The following is a 25206-nucleotide window of genomic DNA, read 5'->3' as shown; positions in this document are numbered from 1 at the left end:
CACTTCAGTCCTTTTCTTTATGACTCACTTCTAGCAAAGTCAATTTAAACTGTCCTATTTGATTCTTTACATACAAATTAGTAATGGAAGTGGAATAATTATGAATGGTTCCTATAAATGTTAAGTCTTTCTCAGGAACCTTCACGTCAAATGTTCCGCTGTAAAGTAAAGTCGTAATGTCATGATAATCTTCACTTGTGACGTTAAAATCAACAGAAACTTTATATAATCCATTTACAAGTTCTTCTTCGTAATTGTATAAATGAATTACTCTGCCGTTTAAAACTATTTTACTTGCCAACAAAAATCACTCCTCTTTCAAATTCTAAGTCCTCATTTGAAAAAATGATACACCATACATTTTTGATTTGTAAGTATGTACACTTTTTTAATAGGCATTCGTTCTAGCGCGAATAGGGGGTTTGAAGATGTGTTGATGGCATAATGTTACCCAAACCCCTTGGTTAATTAGAAAATTATTTTGAGAGATAAATTTTCGGTGAAATTCATTTACTTTTCTTCTTCATAACGAGCAGAGATAGAAGGAAAAAGAGAATAGCTGTGCCGGCAAGGTAGAAAACACTAAACAACATAGACGTTTTGTCTCCATTAATTGTATAGAAAACGCCCATGTCAAATTGAAATGCTTCTTTCATTTCAGCGGGGGCATTTGCAAACGCATCTACCAGGGGTGCTTCCATTAAAAGTTGGCGAAACAATGCGGCTGAATGGGAAACGGGAAATAATTTCACGATGGTTTGTAAGTAATCAGGCAAACTGCCAATCGGAATATAAATGCCCGCTACAAAACCCAGAAGTGTTCCAATCACTGTGCTAGCTGCGGCAAACGAATTTGATGTTTTAAAGAAAGAAACTAACAAAAGAACCATTGAGGCGCTCGCTAAAACAGCTAAAAGGATGACCCCAACGACTGCAAGCATTTTATTAAAAGGCAACAGAGCTTCTCCAGTTATGAAAAGAAAAATTTCTGCCGTAATAAATGTGAATAAACACATGATAAAACCGATGAATAACGCACTAAGAATATAGCCGCCAACTAACTTCACTCGCGAAATAGGGGAGGAATAAAAGTCCATATACGTCTTATTCGCCTGATCCTCAACAAGATTACCGAAAGAACCTAACGTTGTTGTCACCGATGTGACGGATAAAATTCCCGCAATGAACCAGGACATTAGCAGTGCTTTTTTGGATGGAAAGTCAGGTAGACTTTTTAAAGTCATATCCCCTAAAAATAAGACGTATAGCGCAATGAGAATAAGTACGGCAAGCAGTGAAAAAAAGACCGATGTTTTATCTCTAAAATAAAGAAGAATATTACGTTTAGTGAATGCCATCATCGCTTGTCACTGCCTTTCCATTAATTGTAATGAACACATCATCCAAACTGGATTTACGTACTTCAAAAGATGTGATTAAGTCGGTGAATGCGATTAAAATCGGTATCGCATCTGTTGTTTCCTCAAGGGGAATGTGAAAGAGTGATTTCTCGACTTTGAAGTCGTATTTTTCGATTCGTAGTCTTTCACTCATCGCTTCCTCGTCATTTGACGTACAAGTCAGTTTATGAGAAGAATACGTATTTTTTAATTGTTCGGGGGTACCTTTCGCAATAATACGTCCCTCTTTCATGACGACTACATAATCCGAGCCCGCTGCTTCTTCAATATAATGCGTTGTCAAAAAAACGGTCATTTTTGTTTCGTTTTGAAGTTGGATAATGGTTTCCCAAATGTTTTTTCTACTTTGTGAATCAAGACCTGTCGTCGGCTCATCCAATACCAAAATAGAAGGGTTGTGAATAAGTGCCCTCGCAATATCCGCTCTCCGCCTTTCACCGCCCGATAATTTGCCATAAGGTCGCTTCAGAAATAAATTCAAGTCGGCGATGGCAACGACTCTTTCAATCGCTTTGGCTCTTTCTTTTTTAGATAGCCCATAAAATGAGCTTCGAATTTGTAAATTCTCTTCCACAGTAAGTAAAGCGTCCATTACGCTATCTTGAAAGACGACGCCGATTTCTTTACGAATGGCGTGATCTTCTTTTCCAACGGTGTACCCATTCACTTTGACGTTGCCTTTGTCTTGTTGTAAAAGCGTCAAAAGAATAGAGATGGTTGTTGATTTACCCGCACCATTCGTTCCTAAAAAGGAAAAGAGGGTACCTTCCTCGACATAAAAGCTAACGTTGTTCACCGCTCGAACTTTTCCGAACGATTTGGATAAGCTATCTACTTCAATTATTTTCTTCATCGGATTTCTCCTTTTTATGCGTACGTATTGCGGAATTTATTTTTTGCGCATCCGCTTGGTCTCCGGTAAATAAGACAATAATTACGATGGCATATGTCAATAATCCCATCGCTAGAACATAAAAAGTATATACACTTTTGAATGGAACCATATTGAAAAATACGATTGCAACAAGCAGAACGATAAGAACAATGAAAACCTCCAATAATCGAGAAATAAATGGATTTTGGATAGGTAATAAATGGGTCAAGTAAATCAACAACATAATGCCGATTGAAATGAATAGCATAGTGACGGCTAGTTGTTCATTAAAAGGAGGAAAAATAGTTAATAGACTAAAGAAAAGATAAAAAATACAGCTGAATGTGAACGAAACACAACCTGTTGCAATATATTGCATAAATTCTTTCATGCGATTTTCCCCCTCACGTTAGAAACTTCTCTTTAAATGCTTTGACATAGTGTCTGTTGACAATCACTTTTTCTTTATTTGTTAACGTAGCTTCAAATTTGCCGTTGAATAAAGCACGAACACTTTCGATATATGTTGTATTGACAATCAAGTTTTTACTAATGCGGATAAAGTGCGTTCCTTCTACTAACTGCTCAAGTTCGTACAATTTCAAGTCACTTTCATATACTTCTTTTTGATTGTAAAGAAATGATTTGTTATCAACAGATTCGAAGTAATATAACTCCCCCGACGCAAGAAGGTATGTTTGTGCCTCCCTTTTTCCTGTTAAAGTAATTTCATAGTGTTTAATTTGCTTAATCAGGCGAGCAAGCCGCTCGTCAATTCGAGGGCATTTAATGATGATTTCCACCTCGTCGTGTTTCTCAGATTCGTCGATTGTTATCCGAATGATCCTCACACCCTTTTACTGTATTTCTATTGACTGCATCGTACCATTGGATTGAACAAGGGACAATGCTTCCCAAAGCAAGTTGCATTTACTGATTGATAAGGTGCATTTTTTTCTGGAGAGTGTAAAGTTATCTTTACACATAGAGGCGATTCATGCATTATAACTGTAAAGAATTCTTTACAGTTCAAGGAGAGGATTTCATATGAGAGTTATCAATTATATTCGAGAAATGCGACTGGCAAGAGGAATTACACAGGTGATAATAGTCACTGAAAATATTCAATCTTGATTGGCAACCTATTGAAGTATATACTATTAGGAATAGATAGATAATTCCGGGTGCTTGGGGAGCATTTGGGGTTCTATTCATTCAAAATGATAAAAGGGGTGTTTCACAATGGTAAAACAAGTGGAAGTAATCGAATGGAAGAATGTTGTAGATGATTTATTTCAGTTGCTGCGGATAAAAACGATTCCGATTGGTATGAAGATGTATGAATCAAAAGAAGACATGGAAGCGATTGCGAAAATTCGTCGGCCCACTAAAGTGCATACAACAGATCAAATTGTCGCACAAGGGGCTCGGTTAGGTTGGACAGTTGGTATTACGGCGGAAGATTTAGTAATGCCGCAATGTGGAGCAGTAATTGGATTACACAAACAAGATGAAGAATGGTTAGATGGTGAACCGATGGCTGGTGTATGGTTTGAAACAAAAGAGGATGCGCGGGCACATCAAGAAGCGATGCACGTCGTACCCTACGGTCAATATGAAGCAATGGCAGTTTCGCCACTTGTTTCGGGTAGAATTGACAATCCGGACATTTGTCTAATTTACGGGACACCCGGACAAATTATGATTCTGATTAATGGGTTGCAATGGTCTGGTTACAAAAACCTCAACTGGGGCGTTGTGGGTGAATCTTCGTGTGCCGATTCTTGGGGCAGGGCATTGAAGACGAAAGAACCGAGTCTTTCCATTCCTTGTTATGCGGAAAGGCGGTACGGCGGAGTCTTGGACGAAGAAATGCTTATGGCGATTCCGCCAAGCCATTTAGTGAAAGCCATTGAGGGGATGAAAAAACTTTCGAAGAACGGCCTACGGTATCCAATTGCCCAATATGGAATCCAGCAAGATGCGCAAGAAGGTCTCGGATTTAGTTATAATAAAAAATGAAAAATAGATGAACGAACGCAAACTCCGACACCTAGACACTTTGAAAAAAGTGCCCAGAATCGGAGTTTTTTGGTTGGGAATAAATCTGTTAAAGGCCGTACTCTTTCAATACGTATCCATAATCAGTTATACTGTATATATGAGTGAGTAGAAATGGATGTGTTGTCATGAGTCAATTAATCGTTGAAAACCTGACGAAAACGGTTGGGGAAAAAACGTTGTTCAATAATATCGCGTTCACAATTTTGAGCGGAGAGAAAGTCGGTCTAATCGGTATTAATGGTACGGGTAAGTCTACATTATTATCGATTATCGCAGGTGTTGGAGATGCGGATTCAATTTCCAAAGAGCACCCGAATAAATATCGGATTACGTATTTGCCACAAGAACCTAACGAGGATCCTGAACTTACTGTAATGGAAACCGTGTTCAATAGCGATGCACCAATTATTCGCATTAACTTGGAATATGAAAATGCACTCGATGCACTTTCGGAGAACTCTGAATCGACCGCTAATCAGGATCGCTATGCAGAGGCACAAAATAATATGGATGCACAAAATGGCTGGGATTTAAACGCAAAGGCCCGCACAATACTTTCGAAACTTGGTATTGAAACGTTCGATAAGAAAATGTCCGAGTTATCGGGTGGCCAACAAAAGCGAGTATCTCTTGCGAAAGTACTCATTGAGCCATCGGATTTATTGCTGTTGGACGAGCCAACAAACCATCTTGACGTAGGTTCAATTACATGGCTACAAGATTATATGAAGAATGAGCAAGGTGCAGTTATATTCGTTACGCATGATCGATATTTCCTGGATGGTATAGCGACTCATATTTACGAACTTGCAGATAAAACCTTATATTCACATACAGGTAATTATGGTGATTATATAGAAACGAAAGCACTACGCGAAGAAATGAATGCAGCTTCGGATGATAAACTTAGAAACCGCTATCGTACGGAACTAAAATGGATAAAACGTGGGGCGAAAGCAAGAACGACGAAACAGAAGGCACGAATTGGTCGTTTTGATGATCTTGCGGAGCAAGTGAAGAAAGAAGAAACAGCTGGTGAAATGGACGTTGCACTGAAAACAACGCGTCTTGGTCGTAAAGTCATTGAGGCAATCGGTATATCTAAATCATTTGGTGAGAAAAAGGTGATCGATGATTTTTCATGTCTTCTTCAATCGGGTGACCGTATTGCCGTCGTGGGACCGAACGGAGCGGGGAAAACAACACTGCTCAATATGTTTTCAGAAGAAAGTACGCCGGACTCAGGTGAAATCGATAAAGGAACAACGGTCCGAATTGCCTATTTCCATCAACATATTCCAACGATAGATCCTGACAAACGTATTATTGAATATATTCGAGAAACGTCCAACGATATTGAAGACGGCTCAGGGGTGCGGATTTCCGCTTCGCAAATGCTGGAACGATTTTTGTTTCCAACTAAAGCGCACGGAACGCCAATCGGTAAATTGTCGGGCGGCGAGCGTAAACGACTTCATTTATTGAAATTGCTTATGGAACAACCAAACGTTTTGTTATTAGATGAACCTACAAATGATCTGGATCTTGAGACGTTATCCGTTTTAGAGGGCTTTATTGACACGTTTCCAGGCGTAGTGATTACAATTTCCCATGATCGATTTTTCCTGGACAGAACGTCTAAAAAGTTATGGGTACTTGATGGCTCTGGCAAAATAGATACATGGTTCGGAAGTTATACAGAGTTTCTTGAAAGCTATGTGCCACCGGTAGAAGTAATCACTGAGCCGACAGTGGAAATTGCAAAGTCGGAACCGAAAGAACTAAAAAAGAAAATGACTTATGCTGAAAAGCAAGAATGGAATACAATCGAAGCAGACATCGAAAAAGTTGAGGACGGTATCCAATCTACAGAGGCTGAAATGGCGTCTAACGGTTCCGATTACGATAAGCTAAAAGTTCTAACCGAGAAACTTGATGGATTGAACGAAAGATACGAAGAGTTGATTGAAAGATGGACGTACTTACAAGAATTAGATGCATAAGAAAAGCGCTACTAGACAATACAACTAACAGGGGGAAATCTACATGAAAATTATATCAATTGAACAAACACCGAATCCAAATTCAATGAGAATTGTATTGGATACAGAACTACCGTCTGGAACAAGTCATAACTACATGAAAAAGGATGCAGAGACTGCGAGTGAACCAGCTGCTTCTTTACTGAACATCGATGGTATTAAAGGAATCTATCATGTTATGAACTTTATGGCGGTAGAACGAAGCGGAGACGTTGAGTGGGAAGATATTTTAGCGAACATCGAATCAATTATTCCAAAAAAGTAAGGAGATAATCCAATTGCAAATTAAAACAGTTGAACCAACTCCGAGCCCGAATTCCATGAAAATTATATTGGATACAGAATTACCAGCAGGAACGAGCTATAACTACAAAAAAGCGGATGCGGAAACAGCTCCACATCCAATGTCCGCCTTGTTAAACATAAATGGAATTCGTGGAATTTATCATGTGATGAATTTTATGGCCGTTGAACGTGCCGGAAACGTAGCATGGGAAGCGATTCTTGCGGATGTTCAAGCGGTATTCAATGAAGAACAAGGTGAAGAGACTGAGCCGGTTGTGGAAGCAGACGATAACTACGGGGAAGTGTATGTCCACGTTCAGACGTATAAAGACATTCCGTTACAAGTGAAGGTGTTCGATAGCTTATCCGAAGAACGTTTTGGCTTAAGTGAACGATTTGTCAAAGCGATGGATGAAGTGCACGGGGCTGAAGTTGAAAACTATATTTTACTCCGTAAATGGGCAGATTACGGCATTCGATATGGGGAAAAGACCGAAATTGGTGAAATAGTTATTCAAGAAGTTGAAGCTGCCTATCCCGAAGAACGTCTTCAAGAAATTATTCGACAATCGAAAGAAGGCCATAATGAAGTAGTTCAGCGTGGTAGAAAAATAACGCTTGAAGAATTTTCTGTAGATGAGTGGGAAAAAAGATTCCAACTTCTCGATCAAATGCCAGATCCCGATATGTCGGATGCACCGCTATTGGACCGGGCATTGGACGATGAGAAAATGTCTATTCGAAGACTCGCGACGGTTTACCTCGGCATGATTGAAGACCAGGCCGTCATTCCATACGTTGAAAAAGCGTTAAAGGATAAAAGTTGGGCGGTTCGACGTACAGCAGGGGATTGCCTAAGCGACCTTGGTTTTGAAGGATTTGAAAATGCTGCAATTGAACTACTGAAAGATCGCAATAAATTAGTTCGCTGGAGAGCAGCCATGTTCTTATACGAAACAGGAACTGAAAATTCACTTCCAGCATTGCAAGAAGCGGAAAATGATCGGGAGTTTGAAGTAAAGCTTCAAATTCGGATGGCAATTGCGCGTATTGCTGAGGGTGAAGATGCTAAAGGGTCAGTTTGGAAACAAATGACCGAAGCGACTCGGGGGACTGGGCGCTGAAATTCAGACAATAAATAAAAGCGTTAGCAAAATGTTGGATCAAACACTTTGCTAACGTTTTTTTAATTTTTTTGTTAAAATTATTTTGTAATAGGTTCATGGTGAAGAATGGGGAGATCTAATGAGGTTTGTGAAAAAATTATTCGTTACAATTATCATTTTAGTCGGAATTGGCTACGGGATATATTATTTTGGAACTAATTTAGCATCTGAAAAAATAATGAATGATGTTTCTGTTGAACTAGAAAATAGTGGCTATTTGGATGAAATTAAGCAATTTGTTGCAAATGACCCGGAACTACAAAGTTATATTGAAGAAGGTGCAAATGTTGATAAAAATAAGCTTCCCTTTACAACAAAGGAACAAGCAACCCGGGTTTTAATTAAAAAAGTCGGGCTTAGCGAGCTACTAGCTATTCAGTCCAAAGCAACAAGTGGAATGACAGAGAATGAAATGTTAAACCTCTTAAATGAAATTGAAGGAAAGCTGACGGATGAAGAAATATTAGCATTAAAGGTGCTAGCTTATCAAGAATTAAATAACTGAACCAATCAATAAATGTAGGGGGTGTTTGTGAAGAAAATTTTCTATGTCAAGGATGACATAGGGATTGGAAACCTTTACTGAATTTGATGATGTTTTTGTCGTCCAGTATATCGATGATGATTTTAAAGTTATTTATTATGAAGAATCGAAGAAATGGAACGTATATTGAGAAAGTACGACAATAAGTTTGAAGCGGGTATAAGTGGATTTAAAAAGCTGTATCGTGAAAAGTACTTGTCCGAATCGAATAGAAACGCCTTCCGCAATGAAATATGCGGAAGGCGTATTTTTTTACTGAATTCGGCGGTTATTTTAGTTTCTCGTTTAAAATGCCTTCCTCCAGGACGGAAAACTTATCACCGTATACTTTGGTAATATGCACCTCACCCCATGCACATAAAGAATCTAATATGCTCTCTAGACTTAAGCCATATTCACTTAATTCATATTCTACTTTTGGTGGAACTTGGTTGTAAGCAATTCGGTTAATCACGCCATCTGCTTCTAGCTCGCGTAATTGTTGGGTTAACATTTTTTGTGTGATGTCAGGCATAAGACGTTTGAGTTCATTTGTTCGTTTTTTACCATGTGTTAAGTGGCAAAGAATTACGCATTTCCACTTCCCACCGATTACTTCCAATGTTGCTTCGACGGATATATTATACTTCTTTTTTGTCATTCTTATCCTCCACTTCTATAGGAACCTAAAAGTACCTATAGCACTTAATGGTGCCTACATTACTTTAAAGTGCGTACTATTATTTTTAATCCCTATGATTCATAATAGCATTTGCCGGTGTATTACATTATATATTCTTCATAAATTCAATCATACACCATCGGCAAAGAGGGGATGAGCAGAAATGACTTTAGAAAAAAAGAGAAGTGTATTTGCACTGCTTGCATTGGCTATTAGTGCATTTGCTATAGGTACAACAGAGTTTATTAGTGTGGGGCTTTTACCATTGATCGCCCAAGACTTGGATATATCAGTTACTACGGCGGGGCTGACTGTTTCGCTGTACGCATTAGGCGTGATGGTAGGTGCACCGATATTAACATCTCTTACCTCAAGAATGCCACGGAAAACATTATTATTATGGATTATGGTTGTCTTTATAATCGGGAACGGTATTGCGGCGGGCGCAACAAGTGTTAGCATCTTACTAACGGCCCGTGTTATTTCCGCATTTTCACATGGGATATTTATGTCGATTGGGTCGACAATAGCAGCTGATTTAGTTCCAGAAAATCGCAGGGCAAGTGCAATTTCAATTATGTTTACGGGACTCACTGTTGCTACGATTACAGGGGTTCCGTTCGGTACGTTTATTGGACAACAGTTTGGCTGGCGCTTTGCTTTTGTAGCCATTGTGGTTATAGGGATTGTCGGGTTTATCGCGAATAGTATTCTTGTCCCCTCTAATTTACGCCAAAGCCCACCGACAACGATTCGGGACCAAGTTAAGCTCGTAACAAATGGTCGAATCTTGCTTGTTTTAGCCATTACAGCATTGGGTTACGGAGGAACATTTGTTGTATTCACTTACTTATCTCCGTTGCTTCAGACAATAACAGGGTTTAAACAAGGAACGATTGTAATTATCTTACTTGTTTACGGAATTGCGATTGCAATCGGCAATATGATTGGTGGAAAGCTTGCGAATAAAAACCCGATAGGTTCGCTGTTCTATATGTTTGTTGCACAGGCGATTGTGCTCTTCGTTTTAACATTTACAGCGCCGTTTCAAGTCGCTGGTTTAGTCACAATCCTTTTCATGGGCTTGTTTGCATTTATGAACGTTTCGGGACTTCAAGTGTATGTCGTCATGTTAGCCGAACGTTTTGTCCCAAGTGCAGTAGACGTTGCTTCTGCAATGAACATAGCTGCATTTAATGCCGGCATTGCGGTGGGGGCTTATGTAGGCGGAGTAGTGACTTCTTCGATTGGACTCATTCACACGGCTTGGATTGGTGGGGTAATGGTACTGATTGCGGCCATATTAACAAGCGTCAGTCGTTCGCTAGAAAGAAAAGATCAGCAAAGAATTAACCTATCCTAAAGGAGGTGATTGGAGCCGAATAATCCGCAACACAACTTTAATTAAAAAATAGGGGGATATTAAATTATGAAAAACTTACAATCTACAACAACGTTACAAAACGGCGTGGAAATGCCTTGGTTAGGTCTCGGCGTATTTAAAGTTGAGGAAGGTCCAGAATTAGTAAATGCGGTAAAGACTGCAATTACACATGGCTATCGAAGTGTCGATACAGCTGCGATTTATGGCAATGAAGTTGGCGTAGGTCAAGGTATTCGTGAAGCGCTTAAAGAAATAAGTATTACGAGAAAAGAACTATTTGTTACATCTAAAGTTTGGAATTCGGAGTTAGGTTACGAATCAACAATTGCAGCTTATGAAGAGAGCTTAACGAAACTAGGTTTAGACTATTTAGATCTATACCTTATTCACTGGCCAGTAACAGGTAAATATAAAGAGGCATGGAGAGCACTAGAAACACTTTATAAAGAAGGACGTGTTAAAGCAATAGGCGTAAGTAATTTCCAAATTCATCATCTTGAAGATTTGATGAAGGATGCTGAAATTAAACCAATGGTAAACCAAGTGGAATACCATCCACGTTTGACACAAAAAGAACTGCAAGCATTTTGCCAACAACATGATATTCAGTTGGAGGCGTGGTCCCCACTTATGCAGGGCCAGTTGTTGGATAACACAGATCTCCAAGAAATCGCCGATAAATATGGTAAATCTGTTGCCCAAGTAATTTTACGCTGGGACCTGCAAAATGGCGTCATTACAATTCCGAAATCAACTAAAGAACATCGTATAGCAGAAAATGCATCCGTATTTGATTTTGAATTAATGGCAGATGATATGAAACGGATCGATAGTTTGAATGAGAATCACCGAGTTGGTCCAGACCCGGATAACTTTGATTTTTAAATAAAAAAAGCCTCTATTGTAATATAATCAACAGTTTAAGTTCATTCTTAAAAAACACTACTAATTACATCCCTTATTATGGGTGTCGTTGGTGGTGTTTTTTCATGATGAAATGGCTTTAAAACTGGAATGCCGGGGGATTGATACATAAGGGCTAACACTAAGTAGATTTTATCCACACTAGTAGGTTTAGAGCCTGTACAAATCGTCAGAAAAAACATATACAGTAAAGAGGAGGAAATGAGATGGAAATGAAACAACAATTAGTATCTAGTCGAAAGTCGACATACGGTTCGGGAAATCTTTGTAACTATATTACAATTCATGAAACAGCCAATTATGATAAAGGGACGGGAGCTCAAACTCACGCAAACTTGCAGTCAAATGGCTATTCGGCATCATGGCATTACCAGGTGGACGATAAGGAAGTGGTTCAATCTTTTCCGGACACTATTCGATGTTGGCATGCGGGTGATGGGAAGGGCAGGGGGAATTACGAATCTATTGGAATAGAAATTTGTGTGAATAGCGATAGTGATTTTAAAAAAGCTGTCCAGAACGCTGCATGGCTCGTTCGACAACTTTTAGCTACATATCCGCGGATAACGATGGATCGGGTAGTTCAGCACAATAAGTGGAGCGGAAAGAATTGTCCTTTCAATTTACGAAGCGGTAAAAAAGGCATCGATTGGGCAGGGTTTAAGCATCTTGTGGAGGCTGGTGACCCAGTGCCAAGTAAACCCCAGTCACCGCCATCAAAACCGGAACAGGGAAAATCATCGACATCTACGTCTATTGTAGACTGGATGAATACGAACAAAATGGATTCGAGTTTTGCGAATCGCGCGAAACTCGCAAAACAATATGGGATTACAGAGTATAGTGGTACAGCGGCACAAAATAACGAGTTATTGGATAAGCTGCAGGGCAAAACTGCGGATAAGCCATCGCCACAACCTACATCTTCAAAGGTATTGCGTTATGGCGATAGCGGGGCAGATGTGAAGGCGATGCAGCAAGCATTAGCATCTGTTTATTTTTATCCCGATAAGGGGGCAAAAGACAATGGTATTGACGGATTGTATGGAACGAAAACACGCGATGCAGTACGACGATTCCAATCTGTCCATACGCCAGCAGAAGTCGACGGTATTTACGGGCCGAAGACGAGGGTGGCTCTTGATAAAGTAAGAAAAAAATAAAATAAAAGTAAAAGCGAACCTTCCACAAGTTTTAATGGTTGGTCGCTTTTTTATTATTTCAAAAACGGTAAGTTTTAAGGGGTGGGAGATTCATTAATGGACCAAGCGAAACGAGGATTTATTGAGCAATGACCCAATGGGTTTTTGAGAACCAGGAGCGACAGACGAAAAATCAATTTGAAGTCCAGACATCAGCTAATTCGTATTACTAACCTGTTCATGTTGCTTAAATAATAAAAATATAGAAAAGGGAAATTCAGATATCGAGTCAAAATTGATTGAAACGATAAATATAAGTAAATAATAAGAATGAATTATCGTTTTGTGAAATGAGGGCTTGATATGGAGAGAAAAGAACCGGTGATAAAAGAAGATATTCAAATAACTTATTATTTCACAGCAGTATTTATGGCGATTGGAATCGCCTTAGTTTTTTATATTTTGTATCAAAAAGTAGGGAAAGTAAATCTATTTATTATTTTACTTTCAGTGTCCGCAGGGGGATTACCTGTTGGAGTCATTGGAGCGTTTATTGATTATAAATTTTCGGAACGTAGGTTCGGGAAGAGGAGTTTCGAATAATAAAAAAGATAGGATTACACCCTCGTTTGTCGTATGATGGTGAAAAGAGGGAGGGGTTATTCATGATTAATGAAGAAATAAATAAATTATCGGATGTACTCTTACAAAGTCTTTATGAATATCATCTTGCTAATAATGGCGGGAGTTATAATTTACCTAAAGCAATGGTAAATGCCGACGTAAATAGCAAACTAGCTATTGAATACCTTATCGAAAAGGAATATGCCACAGATAGCGGGCAAGGGACAGATAATCTAGTTTTAGCGATAACAACGCAAGGTATAGACTATATAAAAAACAAATAACTGTATTAAGTGATTAACAAAGGAACGTCCAAATGCGGGCGTTCTTTTTGTTTTCAATATTTCATAAATAAATGGAGCTAATTGATACTTTGTTAATTAGTCATAAATACCATTCAACTATTTCGAGTGTTCGTCTGCCATTAAAAACCTTGCAAACGGTGTGATTTTTCCAATCAATTAACTTAATAAATCACCAAAACTAACATTTAAAGCGACAAACCGTGAAAATGTATGAAAGTCGAGGTAGAATAGAACTCGTGGAACTTGATATACAAGCTATTTCGAACACATATGAAAGGGGACGAAAACATGAATGCATACGATGAGTATATGAAAGGCATCGTTACACCGATGCGCGAGGAACTTGTTCAAACTGGATTTACAGAGTTAACTACAGGTGAAGAGGTTCAAGAAACGATGGACAAACTTGAGGGGACTGCGCTTGTCGTTATTAACTCGGTATGTGGATGTGCAGCAGGTCTTGCACGTCCAGCAGTGAAAGAGGCGTTAAAAGATACTGAAAATGCACCAGATCATTTGTTTACAGTATTCGCGGGACAAGACAAGGAAGCGACTGCAATGTTTAGAGATTATTTCTCCGAAGTGCCACCAAGTTCACCTTCAATTGCGCTATGGAAAGACGGTGCGCTTGCGTACTTTATTCCAAGAGAACAAATTGAAAATTATTCGATGGAGCAAATTAAAGACCATCTAGCTGGTGCGTTAGACCAAGTTTGTGCAAAGTGACTACTATAATTACGACCGGCGGTAGACCTGATGATCTATCTAGGGAACTGGCAAAGGAAGCTTCAGAAGTTCTTGGCTACCCTATTATTGAACGAAATAAACGGTCAGTAACTAGAATTCAGGACGCGTATGAGGCTAATTGTTTAATTTCGGGAAAAGAACGGTTTGAATTGTACCGGATTGGAATGGACAAGCCTTTTTTCTTTCATCCCAATTCAGCAGCATTTCGTTTAAAGCGATTAGTTAGTGGTGAAACAGATCCGTTGATGGCAACTGCCCAGCTGCAAGCGGGTATGACATTTCTTGATTGTACGCTAGGACTTGCATCTGACAGTATTATTGCGTCATTTGTGACAGGCGAAAGCGGGAAAGTTACAGGTGTTGAGATGGACCCCGATGTTGCGTTCATAACAGAACGGGGTCTACGTTCGTTTCCGTCTAATTCAGAAGAGCTGACCGATGCGATGGGGCGTATAAACGTTATTCATTCGGACGCGGTCGCATTTCTAGAAACGCAAAACGATGCGAGTTGGGACATTGTTTACATTGATCCGATGTTTAGTGCGCCGATTGATGAATCGGCCAATTTCACGCCGCTTAGGCAAGTCGGGGCATCTAGCTTGCTTACTGAAGAATGGCTTAAGCATGCACGTCGCGTGTGCAAACACCGAGTTGTCGTGAAGGATCGGTTTGATTCACCGGTATTTGAACACTTTGGATTTAAACGAATTGTACGACCGAATACAAAATTCCATTTTGGTTTCATAGAAAAATAAGAAACGCCGGAGCTTTCCACATGGGGAAGTTCCGGCGTTTCTTTGGATTAGTCCGTGAAACTTAAAGAGCTTAAATAAACAAGTAAAGCTAGCATTCCAAGACCGATAAACAATTCCGGATTCATCAGTAAAAACCTCCTTCAAAAGAACGAAGATTTATCTTCCTGTTTATTGTACAATGAAATTAGGAAAGATGAAACCTTTTCCCAAGGTTATCGTCTGAGTAACTAGTGTTGTTAAAAAATCATACACAATTGCAGGTGAGCATTGTTGAAAAAATGGTTGCAGAAATCCTTCATTATCGCCGTGGCACTGTTAACATTTGGCGTCATTACTCCTGGACATGAAATATGGACCTTTTTACAGGATAAAGATAGTACAAAACAAGCGAACGCACTGGAAGATAACCACAATTACGAGTTGGCTTTAGAAGACCCGATAATTGAATATGAATTAGATTCAATTGAAGACAAGCTTATTGCATTTGCGCAAGAACAAGCGTATATGAAGTTCGGAACTAAAATCGGGCCGGTTATTTCCAGTGAATTTGATGATATTATTTTCCCGGAAATTGATAAAGCTATCCGTATGACAGTAAAAAATATGGATGAATTACAAAAACGTCGACTAGTGATTAGCGAAAAACCAGCAGGTAAGTATTCTGAAAAAATTTTTAACGTCTATGATATGGCGAATGGAAAAGACGCAATTCGTTTTCATGTACGAACAGATAAGCGCCCACAAGACGGCTTTTTCTTTAATTTCCACTATCATCTATCTGAAGATAACTTTGTAGCTCACCATACGATTGGTGATATTTATTGGTCAAAAAACACACCGCCAAAATGGTTGTCTTAAAAATGTTAAAACACTCGTTGAAATAACGAGTGTTTTTTCTTTAGGAAGGTTTATCTGTCAACGTTTATATGGTTTTGCAATTACATAGTCATCAAACGAATTTATTTCGAAAGGCAAGTAATATCTCATGTACCCCAATTTGTACCCCAAATTCACTGTTTTTCTTTTTCAAATGATTCTAAACTGACGAGTTCATCCATTAAACTTGATGCTTGGATTTCATCTTTTTCAAAGGAGTGTGCATAAACTTTATAGATTGTCTCTGAGGTATCTCCTACTAAAGCGGCAACGGTAGAAATTGGAATCTTATTAGATAACTGGATTGTAACAAATGTATGTCTTAAATAGTGCGGTGTGAAGTGGGGGATTTCTTCTCTTTCGCATAGCAGGTCGATAATACGCTTCATGTACCGCTCCCCAAGCGGTTCTCCAGCGTATGTGACGAATACATATCCAAGAGGATTCCGAAACTGGTAAGGCGCCATAGCGTGCTCGTACCACTCCTTGTAGGCGAGCAACAGATTCTTAATGTTTTGATTTATAGGGAACGTCCTGTAACTGTTTTTTGTTTTTGGGGACCTCGGACCGTAACGATCCTTGGTTCTCCTAATGCGAATTACCTCGTTTTCAAAATCTATATCACTTTCCCAACGCAAAGCTCGTAATTCGCCAGCGCGCATTCCCGTTAAAAACAATAAACTTAAAGCGGTATAGTGAGTAATTTTATATTTCGTTCGTGCAACATCTAGTATTTTTGTCACTTCGCTAACAGATAGTGCATTTCGTTTAATACTTTCGGTCGCGCCTTTTAAATTTGGGGTCGAAAACCTTTTCCTGTCCAACATTTCATGTTTGATTGCGAACATGAAAATAGCATTCAAGCGCCTGTAGATTGACATTAGCGTACCTTGCTTAAATCCTCTTTTTATCAACGGATCTATTAAATTCTTTTGCACGACGAGATTATTTACATTTTTAATTTTACGGAGTCCAATTGCATTTAGTACATAGTTTTTCATAATGTACGAATGATTATTTTCAGTGGTAGGCTTCCAGTTCGTAATATTCGAATAGACATATATTTCGTTTAATTGCTGGACAGTTAAGTTATCGTTTTCTACGAAACTTGTATTTCCATCCAGTACGGCAGCCTTAACCTCGATTAGTGACCGTTCGGCCTTTTCAATTGAATCGAAGCCTTGCTTGGTCTTTTCATGTCGTACACCATGTTGATTGTAATATTAAATTTATATGATTGATCCTATTAAAGATATCTGTGTATTAAAAATAAATATACCATCGGGAGCAAAATCAAATCTTAGAATAAGTAATACAGATAGTTTAAGGATCGGCGAAAGAGTGGCTATTATTGGATTTCCACATTCAGATTTAGGAAGAGTTGTATTAACTCAACAAACAACAGAAGTAGGGGCAATAATTTTGCTTAGCAATAATAGTGTGAAGACCAAGCATCTAGTACTGAATATACAAGCAAGACCCGGACGATCGGGAAGTCCTGTAATTAGTTTGGAAGATAGAACTTTGGTGGGGATTTTAGTTGGTCCTTAAGTACCAACTTTAACAGGTGGCATAAGTTTAGGTGCGATAGATCATCAAACATTACATCAAACAAAACATGTAGTTTCTACTGAATACCTACAAAGGATGATTGGAAATGGAATGAAATAGTAAGTGTAGTTGATTATAAAAGTGAGGAATGGCTAATATCATTACCAAAATATCAACAAGATACTCTAAAAAGCTTGTTGGAGACTAAAGAACCAGAGGATGCAGCTATTGCCTGGTTAACAGCCACAACAGAGAATACTTCCCCATTTAGTGCTAAAAAAGAGGACACAAGTAGTTACTTCGACTCGATAAAAAATGAACTCTATAAATTATTGTGTGGAAATCCAGAATATGATGAAGAAAGGATAGAATTAAGCGGAATTATTAAATCAAAGGATAACAAGACTTTGATAGTCTCGAGTATTTCAGGAATTATAGGTTCAAAAGTTGGGTTGTCAGCTACTTTTATAGCCCCGGTTACTGTGTTACTTTTTATGACGATATCTAAAGTTTCTATTAATGCTAGGTGTGAATGGCAGAAAGGAAGTAAAGAACTTTCATCCTAAATTATATATCTAAGATGTCTTATTGCGCTTTAAATAAAGGAATGACATGTTAAAAACTACTAGGATACATTACGAAATGGTTATGAGCTGAAAATAGTCATTTTTTTATAAACTCGAATCATTTTTTTATTTGCTCTCAAACAACAGATTTAGTTCGATTTTGGTCTAACTTTCTTATAAAGCACAGTTACCCGTTAATTAATATTACGGTGAAAAAAGGGGTGAGTTAAAATGAGTGCAGAAATATTTACGATGAACATATTGCTGAGGAAAAATTAAAGCAAGGTACAAAGTACGGAAAACTAGCATCAGTAGTAATTAAAACACTAAACAAAAATGATGTTGTTATCCATGATTTAACTCTTCGAGGAGACAGCAAGAAAACAGGACATCAAATAGATGTTGTAGTTCACAGCTTAGGTTCAAACGTTTCTAAGGGGATTTTAATCGAATGGAAGGACAATGATTCAAAAGTTGGTATAAGTATAGTAGGAGATTTCTTTGGTGCTGTTTCACAAATTAATCCTGATGAAGCCTTCGTTGTTACGACCAAAGGATATACAAAAGGAGCTAGATCTTTTGCGGAAGACGAGGGTATAAAGTTAGCTATGCTTAGAGGATTCAAAGAACAGGATTGTGAAGGTAAAATATAAGTTATCAATATAAATATAAATACTAAAGTAACTTATATGAATCATCCCACATTATCTTGAAAACTAGCTAATGAACAGTCTACCAAGGAACCCTGATATTCCGACTGCTGGATATTATGAGTTTGATACAATTAAATATATTAAAATGTCAGAGATGTTGTTAGGTATTAAAGGATTTGACTATGAATTTACAAGTGGTCAAAGTTTAATTGAAAGCATTATTGACCAAGGAAGTAAAATAGACTTATTGGTATTTAAAGTTCTTGATGAGGAATTAGATAAGATTATTTTTGATCAAGATTTAGAAAAATGGACTTTTAATGATAATGGTGAAGTCATTTCAAAGTAAATAAGTACTGATACTTAAAGGGCGATTTATGTTTGTAGTTTTTTAACAATTGGGTGCGATTGTGACACATTGATAAGGTTTCAAAAGAATTGTATTATCTTCTCAGATGATACAATCTATAAATCGTTTACTTACACAAAACACATTACGTTCAGCAATTGAATGATGCGTGTTATTTTTGTTTTTATTTTTACGAAAAGGAGGAAGTCGAAATTGTTTTTCAAGACTAAAATCTGTAAAAATAAGCTGAATATCTACTCAGAAGTGGAAGTTCATGTAGCGAAAAAAAGCCCAGCCGAATTAATCGAGTTGGGTTTTCTTGTACTTGAAACACCCCTCTTACTATTGAGGATGATGGATACCCGAAACCACAAAAAGGATATGCGATTTTGGGCGAAACGTATATCTCACAATGCCAAAGCGCTACCCAATTTATTATGGAAGGAAGGTGAACAATCAAATCAATTGTTGATTAGAAATCAGAACAAAGAGCACCTGGAATTACTCAGATATAAAATATCGAGCACCATTTAGACGTTGTTCAGTTTTGAGGAAGATCATCCTGCACCGTTCAAAATGGATCAGATACATGAGTACTTCGGTAAGCGGGATTGGTTAAAGAAATGTTACTAAAAGGAGGTGAGGTAGATGGGAGTGCCCATCGTATGGCAAGGGAGTGATTGCTTCACTCATATGCTTGCAGTGGGACCAACCCGTTGCGGCAAGACGGCAACGATATTGAAGCCGATGATTTATCAACTTCTGCTACAGAAGAAACGAGGGGTGCCATTAGGTATTTCCGTTGTCGAATCAAAAGGGGATGTGGCGGCAATGGTATATGAAATGTGTTTAGAAATGGATATTCCATGTATTCACGTTGACCCTGACAAACCCAATTCTGCGGGCTTTAATCCAATGGAAGGTGACACGGATACAGTGGTGGAAGCAACGGTCGTTGTATTAAAAGGATTGATTGGAAAACAGGATGCTTTCTTCGCAACCGTTCAGGAACTATCGGCACGTAACGTTACGAAACTGCTTCAAGAACTGCATCGCAACAACATGGATATATCTAAGAATAATCTGGCGACCTTGAAGATTTTTTATCTGTCCTTACTTAAAATTAGGCTCTGTTGAATAAGATTGTTGATAATCTATTGAAAAGGAAAAAAGGACCTATTCATGGTCCTTTTTACTAACGCACCCGTAACAGATGGAAACTTCATTAAGTATGCGTTTTTTTACGGTGGTTATAGATGAAGAACTCGGTAAAATTACTGTCTATCAAAGTACTATTAAAATCCAGTGAAACCAAGATGATTTGTACCGGGTATTTCCTCTCTATCCAATGGGACTCAACAATTTAATGACAATAGAAGCGTTTACGTTTGCTTGTGTGCCGCCTATAGGGGACGCAAGGCCAATTGCTGCAGCAGAAGAATGATTTCGAATGGTAAGAACATCGCCTGCTGCTATGGTGAATATACCCTGACCGCCGTCTATCTGAGTGCCTGCACCTGAAGCGTAGATTGCACCCGGAACCACCGAGCCATTTAAAAACAGGGCAAATTGGTTAGGTTCTGTACCTAACACAACGAATTGAACCTGGTAGTCTCCCGGAACGTTAACTATAATTTGAGTGGTTCCAGGGGTATGCACAATTCCAGGTGTCATCACTCCATTTGAATCAAACAAGATATCAGCTTCTACAGCTACCACTTGAGGAGTTAGGTTGTAAATATACCCGTATTCGCATAACCCACATGTGGCTCCGATAATGGGAGATTCAGGCCGTTCGGTAGTTCTGAACGGTCCTATGAAAGCACTTGGTACTCTGCATACTTTTTTGCAAGAGCATGGATTGATATTACATTTGCAACGTCTACGATTAGAGTTGTGGTTATTAAAATCCATCTATTCACCTCCTTTTGTAATATACTATGCGTGTAAAAAATGGAATGAGGGGCGATTGGCTCTTGTCTTACTATTGAAAAATACTAAAGATTGATCCTAGTGTAAGTGAAGAAACCGAAGACATGAGGGAAAAGGCAAATTGCCTGCTTAATAAATTGGCCGGAGATCCGTGGATTGCCCGATTTTATAGGTCTTTTGACAAAGGGAGTCATGTTGTAATGGACAGGTCGCATATTCTTTCGGGCGTGTATATTTCAGTGTCTTGTATTTCGGATCGAAGCTATCGTAACGATAGGGATACTCCAGGACACACGTTGGTGCGAATTGCTCGTAGTAACCGACCGGTTTCATTCCGCCATTGAATGAAACGGGTTGGTTTTTTCGTAAGTGAGAATCCGCAGAGTGATTTTCAAAACTAAAACCTATAGATAAGCTGTATATCTACCCGGAAGTGGAAGTCCATGTAGCAAAACGAGACCGAAATAGCTGATACAATTTTCTAGTGTAGCTATTAAGTTGAATTTTTTAAAGTGTCCTTAATTTATTAAAAATTTCATCTGTATGGGATAGCGACAGGGGAAATGTAGATTTACAACGTTAAGCACATTTTCAATACGCTACCTCTATAGATGTTTTGCTCAAAAAAATCTAGTATATGATCTAGGGAAATCACGTAGAATAGTAAAGAAATACTTTTGTGGTAAAATATTGAAAGAGAGGGTGTTTACATTGAAAAATGGTCGTACTAGTGGAATTATTTACTGGAATCTGAATTATAGAAAAAGTTTATTAGGACGCTATGGATGATACCATTCAGTGTCGTTGCAATTATAATGCTGTTCACTTATTCAGAGTTATCCATTCCTTTTAAAATAATATCAACCTCGTCAATAGTAGTTGCTTTGCTTTTTCAATTAGTCTATACCCATTCTAAGTGGAAGAGTGAAACATAAATAAATCACTATATTTACTTACACTAACGGGTGCGTTACTAGAAGAAGAAATAGAAAGATAAGAAAAGAAAATAATGAGTTATATCAAGATTGTCCAGACTAGAATAGTTTGGGCTTTTTTGATTCTTTCGATTAAAACCATTATTATAGAAGAAACAGAACAAGTCGGAAGAGGTGGTGAAAATGGCGAAAATAATACCATTCAAAACTAGACAGATATTTGAACCAGAAAAGGCAGTTAAAGTTATGCGTGAGTGGGAAACCCACTTAGAATGGGAAGAGGCGAATTGGCACCATGTAATAGAAAGAGAAACAGAAGAACAGGGCTTATCACAGGAGGAAATCGAGTGGCTGAATGAATGGGTGGGCGAAGAAAAATGATTACCATAAAAGTTGATCAGGAATAGCTAAAAGAGCTTTATCTACAGGGAAACACATTCGTTCCGGAACCAGGATTCGGTTGGCTCTGGTTTAACTTGTGGTGGCGTCCATGCTTTAGCAGATACCGAATACGTTGAACCATTTGTTGTTACTGTTATATGTTTTCAACCGCAGACTCCGCATCTCCTGTGAGCAAGAAGCTTACTTTTCCGTATTTTTCTTTGAGTACAATTTAAGCGTTATTTGCATTCGATGCATCTGCTTGAAAACTTAAAAATAAGAAATGAAAAAGAGGGCGCTTAATGTTAACGGATTCGGTTGACGGGGAGAAAAACGCTAAAAAAATGTAAATAACAATTCCATTGGCAAATGTTTCAGTATTAATTCAGCAATATAAATAGCAAGTAAAAACGCTCAGACAAGCGTTTTTCGATGAAATATTTTACTGACAGTAGGTGCGTATAGTCTGTTCCACAAACGCATCCGTTTCTTGCATAGACAAAAGGATTGTTTTGATGGATAGACAGACAGAATTTTAAAAAACTTATATGCTAATACTGGTTATTCGTCTAATATGATTTTTCTCGTGGAAGAATTGCAATAGCACTTAACAAAATACCTATTACCCCAGTTCCCGCTGGATATAACAAAGGAAAGAAAATTGATGGTATCCCTTTAGTATGTCTGAATAATAACCCATACTCATTAATGATGTGCCAGCAACGTTTATTAAACGAACAGCAAGAGGATTTTCATTTCGCTTTTGATAAGAAGTTTTTTCATCTGTAATATCGCCTTGTTTATCAATCCAAATAATTTTCCATCTACGGTCGTTCATTGCTTCATCGTCATCTGTAAGACGTTGTACGATGGCTACCTTATCATTAACCGTTAAAATATCAAGCCAAGAGTAATAACGACTTCCTCTATCCCGATTCGAGAGCCAAATTTCGTCTGCTTGCGTTACTTCTTTGCCATCAACCAATATATGAATTCTTACAATATCTCCAGCCTCTACACCTTCTTCTCTATCCCATAAGGTTAAACTTCCCTTTTTTCCAGTTTGTTCTTCAACTATTTCAATGAGGTGTCCTTTAACTTCAATTTCCTGCACATTGATTGTTGTAGGAAATCCCTGTTCGGCATAAGTCTGTTCGACTTTATAACGAATATTTAGATTCCAATCAGTTACTACTTCTCTGACCATTTGAAATAAAGGTATCGCTGAAAGAACAAACAAGGCAAGTCCACTAATTAATAATTTTTTTCTCATTCTACCCCCGCCTTAGTTATTTATATCATTTAATAAGTGGGCTCCATTTGTTGAATAAAGATTACTCTTGAATCTATATACAGAATCCTTTAATTTACTTTAACACAAGCTCTCTTATTTCCTCCGAAATTATCAATTAATTCTAGGTGAGTATCTTTTGCGGTCGTTGTTATATTCAACTAATTAGCAAGCATTTTAACCTGGTAATTAACTAAGGAACATAAATTTATGCGATGCTGTTAATTACTGTGCTAATTGTGGTGCCAGTTTGTCCATATAAGGCATCCAAACACCGTTATAACAATAAAAATAGGGACACCAATTCATACGTGAATTGTGTCCCCTAATGCTGTGTTTTTTAATGTTTTCTCCCCATCAACCGAACCCGTTAGCTTAATGTCCCGTCTTTTTTTCATTAGTAAAGAGTGTGGCTGTACAAAAAGCATAAATGATATTAAACTTATAGTGGCGGTAAAGTGAATAATAGCAACAACAGCCAGCGACTCAATTGAGAAGGTGGCTTTATTTTCGGTTACTTTTCGCAACTAAATAAGTATACTTAACGGTACCCCAATGGTACCCCAAAATAATACTTTTAAATATACTAAATTTCGTGAAGTGCAAAAACATGATACGTTTCAAACGCTGATTCTGCAAGTGTTGCGACTACAAAATATGCAGCTATATAAACAGCATTGGATTTTGGTCAAAAAACACACCACCGCAATGGTTAACTTAATCGTAACCTTTGTGGCGGTGTTTTTGTTATGTATTTGTTATACTAAAGGTATTCACTAGGAGGCTTTTAAAATGAAACAGTATTTAGAATTATGTAATCATGTACTTGCAACTGGAACGAAGAAGGAAGACCGAACGGGTACTGGAACAGTAAGTGTGTTTGGGTACCAGATGAGATTCGATTTGAATGAAGGATTTCCACTTATGACGACTAAAAAAACCGCGTTTAGGCTTATTGCTTCGGAATTGTTGTGGTTTTTAAAAGGAGATACGAATGTTCGAACGCTTATTCAAGATCGAAATCCAATATGGGACGAATGGGCATTTGAACAATGGGTGAAGAGCGACGAGTATGCAGGTCCAGATATGACGGATTTCGGACTTCGAGCGACGAAAGACCCTAAGTTTGCAGAAGTTTATAAAGAAGAGATGGATTTGTTTAAACAACGTGTCGTATCAGATGAGGAATTTGCGGGAAAATACGCGGATCTCGGTCCAGTATATGGAAAACAATGGCGCTCTTGGACGACAGGTGAAGGGTCTATCGATCAGATTGCAAACCTTATCGAAGGGATTAAAAAAAATCCGGATTCACGTCGCCATATTGTGACAGCTTGGAATCCTTCTGAAGTAGAAGATATGGCATTGCCGCCGTGTCATGCGTTGTTCCAATTTTACGTTTCAGATGGGAAATTGTCTTGCCAGCTTTATCAGCGTAGCGCAGATATTTTCCTCGGTGTACCGTTTAATATTGCATCGTATGCGCTTCTCGTTCATTTAATAGCATACGAGTGTGGGCTAGAAGTGGGCGAATTTGTTCATACACTAGGAGATGCACATATTTATTCGAATCATATTGACCAAGTGAACGAACAACTTTCACGTACGCCGAAAGAATTGCCATCATTAAAATTAAATTCAAATGGAAAATCCATTTTTGATATGGACTTATCCGATATAGAGCTTGAAAATTATAATCCACATCCAAGAATTAAAGCGCCAATAGCTGTCTAA

Annotated in this window: 29 protein-coding genes and 1 pseudogene; 20 read left to right on the top strand and 10 right to left on the bottom strand. The window is 38.2% G+C overall.

Translation table 11 applies throughout. The annotated features are described in order from the left end of the window. Window positions 1-4: 4 nt before the first annotated feature. The 5 genes from KSU66_RS07275 to KSU66_RS07255 all read right to left on the bottom strand — a co-directional run bounded on the left by KSU66_RS07275 (window position 5) and on the right by KSU66_RS07255 (window position 3146). On the bottom strand, window positions 5-301 hold the full coding sequence (locus KSU66_RS07275; RefSeq protein WP_269050765.1) for a DUF3219 family protein: 297 nt from the start codon (window positions 299-301) through the stop codon (window positions 5-7). Between the two features lie 205 nt (window positions 302-506). Further along, complete coding sequence (locus tag KSU66_RS07270; RefSeq protein ID WP_269050764.1) at window positions 507-1361, bottom strand: ABC transporter permease; 855 nt, start codon at window positions 1359-1361, stop codon at window positions 507-509. Then, window positions 1345-2274: an ABC transporter ATP-binding protein gene (locus KSU66_RS07265; RefSeq protein WP_269050763.1), complete on the bottom strand. Its 930-nt coding sequence runs from the start codon at window positions 2272-2274 to the stop codon at window positions 1345-1347. Before KSU66_RS07265 ends, KSU66_RS07270 begins: the two co-directional genes overlap by 17 nt. Further along, a complete protein-coding gene (locus KSU66_RS07260) occupies window positions 2258-2686 on the bottom strand; it encodes a hypothetical protein (protein ID WP_269050762.1) in 429 nt (142 codons plus the stop codon). Before KSU66_RS07260 ends, KSU66_RS07265 begins: the two co-directional genes overlap by 17 nt. 13 nt (window positions 2687-2699) lie before the next feature. Continuing rightward, window positions 2700-3146 (bottom strand): LytTR family DNA-binding domain-containing protein, encoded by a 447-nt coding sequence (locus KSU66_RS07255; RefSeq protein ID WP_269050761.1) that lies wholly within the window; start codon window positions 3144-3146, stop codon window positions 2700-2702. Window positions 3147-3537: 391 nt separating this feature from the next. Between KSU66_RS07255 and KSU66_RS07250 the strand changes: the two genes are divergently transcribed. The 5 genes from KSU66_RS07250 (at window position 3538) to KSU66_RS07230 (ending at window position 8357) form a co-directional block, all read left to right on the top strand. Beyond that, window positions 3538-4317, top strand: a complete 780-nt coding sequence (locus tag KSU66_RS07250; protein ID WP_269050760.1) for a DUF169 domain-containing protein — start codon at window positions 3538-3540, stop codon at window positions 4315-4317. A 167-nt stretch (window positions 4318-4484) separates the two neighbouring features. Next, complete coding sequence (locus KSU66_RS07245; RefSeq protein ID WP_269050759.1) at window positions 4485-6362, top strand: ABC-F family ATP-binding cassette domain-containing protein; 1878 nt, start codon at window positions 4485-4487, stop codon at window positions 6360-6362. Window positions 6363-6405: 43 nt separating this feature from the next. Then, window positions 6406-6666 carry a NifU N-terminal domain-containing protein gene (locus KSU66_RS07240; protein WP_269050758.1) on the top strand — a complete coding sequence of 87 codons (261 nt, stop codon included), beginning with the start codon at window positions 6406-6408 and terminating at the stop codon, window positions 6664-6666. 13 nt (window positions 6667-6679) lie between these two features. Further along, window positions 6680-7810, top strand: a complete 1131-nt coding sequence (locus tag KSU66_RS07235) for a conserved virulence factor C family protein (protein WP_269050757.1) — start codon at window positions 6680-6682, stop codon at window positions 7808-7810. Window positions 7811-7931: 121 nt separating this feature from the next. Then, window positions 7932-8357, top strand: coding sequence for a hypothetical protein (locus KSU66_RS07230; RefSeq protein ID WP_269050756.1), 426 nt, complete (start codon window positions 7932-7934; stop codon window positions 8355-8357). A gap of 307 nt (window positions 8358-8664) precedes the next feature. Here KSU66_RS07230 and KSU66_RS07225 read toward each other — a convergent pair whose 3' ends face one another. After that, on the bottom strand, window positions 8665-9036 hold the full coding sequence (locus KSU66_RS07225) for a winged helix-turn-helix transcriptional regulator (protein ID WP_269050755.1): 372 nt from the start codon (window positions 9034-9036) through the stop codon (window positions 8665-8667). Between the two features lie 184 nt (window positions 9037-9220). Between KSU66_RS07225 and KSU66_RS07220 the strand changes: the two genes are divergently transcribed. The 8 genes from KSU66_RS07220 (at window position 9221) to KSU66_RS07185 (ending at window position 15796) form a co-directional block, all read left to right on the top strand. Beyond that, window positions 9221-10420: an MFS transporter gene (locus tag KSU66_RS07220; RefSeq protein WP_269050754.1), complete on the top strand. Its 1200-nt coding sequence runs from the start codon at window positions 9221-9223 to the stop codon at window positions 10418-10420. Between the two features lie 66 nt (window positions 10421-10486). Further along, the gene (locus KSU66_RS07215; protein WP_443028948.1) at window positions 10487-11326 is read left to right on the top strand and encodes an aldo/keto reductase; all 840 of its coding nucleotides are present in this window, start codon (window positions 10487-10489) and stop codon (window positions 11324-11326) included. A 245-nt stretch (window positions 11327-11571) separates the two neighbouring features. Then, window positions 11572-12528 carry an N-acetylmuramoyl-L-alanine amidase gene (locus KSU66_RS07210; protein WP_269050753.1) on the top strand — a complete coding sequence of 319 codons (957 nt, stop codon included), beginning with the start codon at window positions 11572-11574 and terminating at the stop codon, window positions 12526-12528. Window positions 12529-12870: 342 nt separating this feature from the next. Then, complete coding sequence (locus KSU66_RS07205; RefSeq protein ID WP_269050752.1) at window positions 12871-13110, top strand: hypothetical protein; 240 nt, start codon at window positions 12871-12873, stop codon at window positions 13108-13110. A gap of 62 nt (window positions 13111-13172) precedes the next feature. Further along, window positions 13173-13415, top strand: coding sequence for a hypothetical protein (locus tag KSU66_RS07200; RefSeq protein ID WP_269050751.1), 243 nt, complete (start codon window positions 13173-13175; stop codon window positions 13413-13415). Window positions 13416-13724: 309 nt separating this feature from the next. Further along, on the top strand, window positions 13725-14162 hold the full coding sequence (locus tag KSU66_RS07195; RefSeq protein WP_269050750.1) for a BrxA/BrxB family bacilliredoxin: 438 nt from the start codon (window positions 13725-13727) through the stop codon (window positions 14160-14162). Beyond that, window positions 14159-14938 (top strand): class I SAM-dependent methyltransferase, encoded by a 780-nt coding sequence (locus KSU66_RS07190; protein ID WP_269050749.1) that lies wholly within the window; start codon window positions 14159-14161, stop codon window positions 14936-14938. Before KSU66_RS07195 ends, KSU66_RS07190 begins: the two co-directional genes overlap by 4 nt. A 270-nt stretch (window positions 14939-15208) precedes the next feature. Beyond that, window positions 15209-15796, top strand: a complete 588-nt coding sequence (locus KSU66_RS07185; protein ID WP_269050748.1) for a YpjP family protein — start codon at window positions 15209-15211, stop codon at window positions 15794-15796. A 152-nt stretch (window positions 15797-15948) separates the two neighbouring features. Here KSU66_RS07185 and KSU66_RS07180 read toward each other — a convergent pair whose 3' ends face one another. Next, the gene (locus tag KSU66_RS07180) at window positions 15949-16815 is read right to left on the bottom strand and encodes a tyrosine-type recombinase/integrase (RefSeq protein ID WP_269050747.1); all 867 of its coding nucleotides are present in this window, start codon (window positions 16813-16815) and stop codon (window positions 15949-15951) included. Window positions 16816-17047: 232 nt separating this feature from the next. On the opposite strand from KSU66_RS07180, the gene KSU66_RS07175 reads away from it, so the two are divergent. The 5 genes from KSU66_RS07175 (at window position 17048) to KSU66_RS07160 (ending at window position 20070) form a co-directional block, all read left to right on the top strand. Further along, a complete protein-coding gene (locus tag KSU66_RS07175; protein WP_269050746.1) occupies window positions 17048-17365 on the top strand; it encodes a S1 family peptidase in 318 nt (105 codons plus the stop codon). A gap of 197 nt (window positions 17366-17562) precedes the next feature. Continuing rightward, window positions 17563-17931 carry a hypothetical protein gene (locus tag KSU66_RS07170; protein ID WP_269050745.1) on the top strand — a complete coding sequence of 123 codons (369 nt, stop codon included), beginning with the start codon at window positions 17563-17565 and terminating at the stop codon, window positions 17929-17931. 245 nt (window positions 17932-18176) lie between these two features. Beyond that, window positions 18177-18584: a restriction endonuclease gene (locus tag KSU66_RS21425; protein ID WP_443028953.1), complete on the top strand. Its 408-nt coding sequence runs from the start codon at window positions 18177-18179 to the stop codon at window positions 18582-18584. A 70-nt stretch (window positions 18585-18654) separates the two neighbouring features. Next, the gene (locus KSU66_RS07165) at window positions 18655-18933 is read left to right on the top strand and encodes a hypothetical protein (RefSeq protein ID WP_269050744.1); all 279 of its coding nucleotides are present in this window, start codon (window positions 18655-18657) and stop codon (window positions 18931-18933) included. Between the two features lie 648 nt (window positions 18934-19581). After that, window positions 19582-20070: a hypothetical protein gene (locus KSU66_RS07160; protein WP_269050743.1), complete on the top strand. Its 489-nt coding sequence runs from the start codon at window positions 19582-19584 to the stop codon at window positions 20068-20070. Between the two features lie 204 nt (window positions 20071-20274). Here KSU66_RS07160 and KSU66_RS07155 read toward each other — a convergent pair whose 3' ends face one another. Together KSU66_RS07155 and KSU66_RS21420 are read right to left on the bottom strand one after the other, a co-directional pair. Then, window positions 20275-20847, bottom strand: coding sequence for a BclA C-terminal domain-containing protein (locus KSU66_RS07155; RefSeq protein WP_269050742.1), 573 nt, complete (start codon window positions 20845-20847; stop codon window positions 20275-20277). Window positions 20848-21006: 159 nt separating this feature from the next. Then, a pseudogene (locus KSU66_RS21420) lies at window positions 21007-21186 on the bottom strand (IS5/IS1182 family transposase); the annotation flags it as partial. A gap of 797 nt (window positions 21187-21983) precedes the next feature. Here KSU66_RS21420 and KSU66_RS07150 point away from each other — a divergent pair. Continuing rightward, window positions 21984-22181, top strand: coding sequence for a hypothetical protein (locus KSU66_RS07150; protein WP_269050741.1), 198 nt, complete (start codon window positions 21984-21986; stop codon window positions 22179-22181). 622 nt (window positions 22182-22803) lie between these two features. Here the strand turns inward: KSU66_RS07150 and KSU66_RS07145 are convergent. After that, a complete protein-coding gene (locus KSU66_RS07145; RefSeq protein WP_269050740.1) occupies window positions 22804-23454 on the bottom strand; it encodes a hypothetical protein in 651 nt (216 codons plus the stop codon). An 810-nt stretch (window positions 23455-24264) separates the two neighbouring features. On the opposite strand from KSU66_RS07145, the gene KSU66_RS07140 reads away from it, so the two are divergent. Next, entirely contained in the window at window positions 24265-25206 is a 942-nt protein-coding gene (locus KSU66_RS07140) for a thymidylate synthase (protein WP_269050739.1), read from the top strand.

It is taken from the genome of Sporosarcina sp. G11-34, assembly GCF_026931025.1.
The sequence above is the reverse complement of the archived record's forward strand: the minus strand, read 5'-3'. Positions and strand labels throughout refer to the sequence as shown.

Coding starts and splice junctions, on each gene's coding strand:
- KSU66_RS07270 (WP_269050764.1), bottom strand. CDS start 1,361: ATGATGGCATTCACTAAACGTAATATTCTTCTTTATTTTAGAGATAAA.
- KSU66_RS07265 (WP_269050763.1), bottom strand. CDS start 2,274: ATGAAGAAAATAATTGAAGTAGATAGCTTATCCAAATCGTTCGGAAAA.
- KSU66_RS07260 (WP_269050762.1), bottom strand. CDS start 2,686: ATGAAAGAATTTATGCAATATATTGCAACAGGTTGTGTTTCGTTCACA.
- KSU66_RS07250 (WP_269050760.1), top strand. CDS start 3,538: ATGGTAAAACAAGTGGAAGTAATCGAATGGAAGAATGTTGTAGATGAT.
- KSU66_RS07245 (WP_269050759.1), top strand. CDS start 4,485: ATGAGTCAATTAATCGTTGAAAACCTGACGAAAACGGTTGGGGAAAAA.
- KSU66_RS07240 (WP_269050758.1), top strand. CDS start 6,406: ATGAAAATTATATCAATTGAACAAACACCGAATCCAAATTCAATGAGA.
- KSU66_RS07230 (WP_269050756.1), top strand. CDS start 7,932: ATGAGGTTTGTGAAAAAATTATTCGTTACAATTATCATTTTAGTCGGA.
- KSU66_RS07225 (WP_269050755.1), bottom strand. CDS start 9,036: ATGACAAAAAAGAAGTATAATATATCCGTCGAAGCAACATTGGAAGTA.
- KSU66_RS07220 (WP_269050754.1), top strand. CDS start 9,221: ATGACTTTAGAAAAAAAGAGAAGTGTATTTGCACTGCTTGCATTGGCT.
- KSU66_RS07215 (WP_443028948.1), top strand. CDS start 10,487: ATGAAAAACTTACAATCTACAACAACGTTACAAAACGGCGTGGAAATG.
- KSU66_RS07210 (WP_269050753.1), top strand. CDS start 11,572: ATGGAAATGAAACAACAATTAGTATCTAGTCGAAAGTCGACATACGGT.
- KSU66_RS07205 (WP_269050752.1), top strand. CDS start 12,871: ATGGAGAGAAAAGAACCGGTGATAAAAGAAGATATTCAAATAACTTAT.
- KSU66_RS07200 (WP_269050751.1), top strand. CDS start 13,173: ATGATTAATGAAGAAATAAATAAATTATCGGATGTACTCTTACAAAGT.
- KSU66_RS07195 (WP_269050750.1), top strand. CDS start 13,725: ATGAATGCATACGATGAGTATATGAAAGGCATCGTTACACCGATGCGC.
- KSU66_RS07180 (WP_269050747.1), bottom strand. CDS start 16,815: ATGAAAAACTATGTACTAAATGCAATTGGACTCCGTAAAATTAAAAAT.
- KSU66_RS07175 (WP_269050746.1), top strand. CDS start 17,048: ATGATTGATCCTATTAAAGATATCTGTGTATTAAAAATAAATATACCA.
- KSU66_RS07165 (WP_269050744.1), top strand. CDS start 18,655: ATGAACAGTCTACCAAGGAACCCTGATATTCCGACTGCTGGATATTAT.
- KSU66_RS07160 (WP_269050743.1), top strand. CDS start 19,582: ATGGGAGTGCCCATCGTATGGCAAGGGAGTGATTGCTTCACTCATATG.
- KSU66_RS07155 (WP_269050742.1), bottom strand. CDS start 20,847: ATGGATTTTAATAACCACAACTCTAATCGTAGACGTTGCAAATGTAAT.
- KSU66_RS07150 (WP_269050741.1), top strand. CDS start 21,984: ATGGCGAAAATAATACCATTCAAAACTAGACAGATATTTGAACCAGAA.
- KSU66_RS07145 (WP_269050740.1), bottom strand. CDS start 23,454: ATGAGAAAAAAATTATTAATTAGTGGACTTGCCTTGTTTGTTCTTTCA.
- KSU66_RS07140 (WP_269050739.1), top strand. CDS start 24,265: ATGAAACAGTATTTAGAATTATGTAATCATGTACTTGCAACTGGAACG.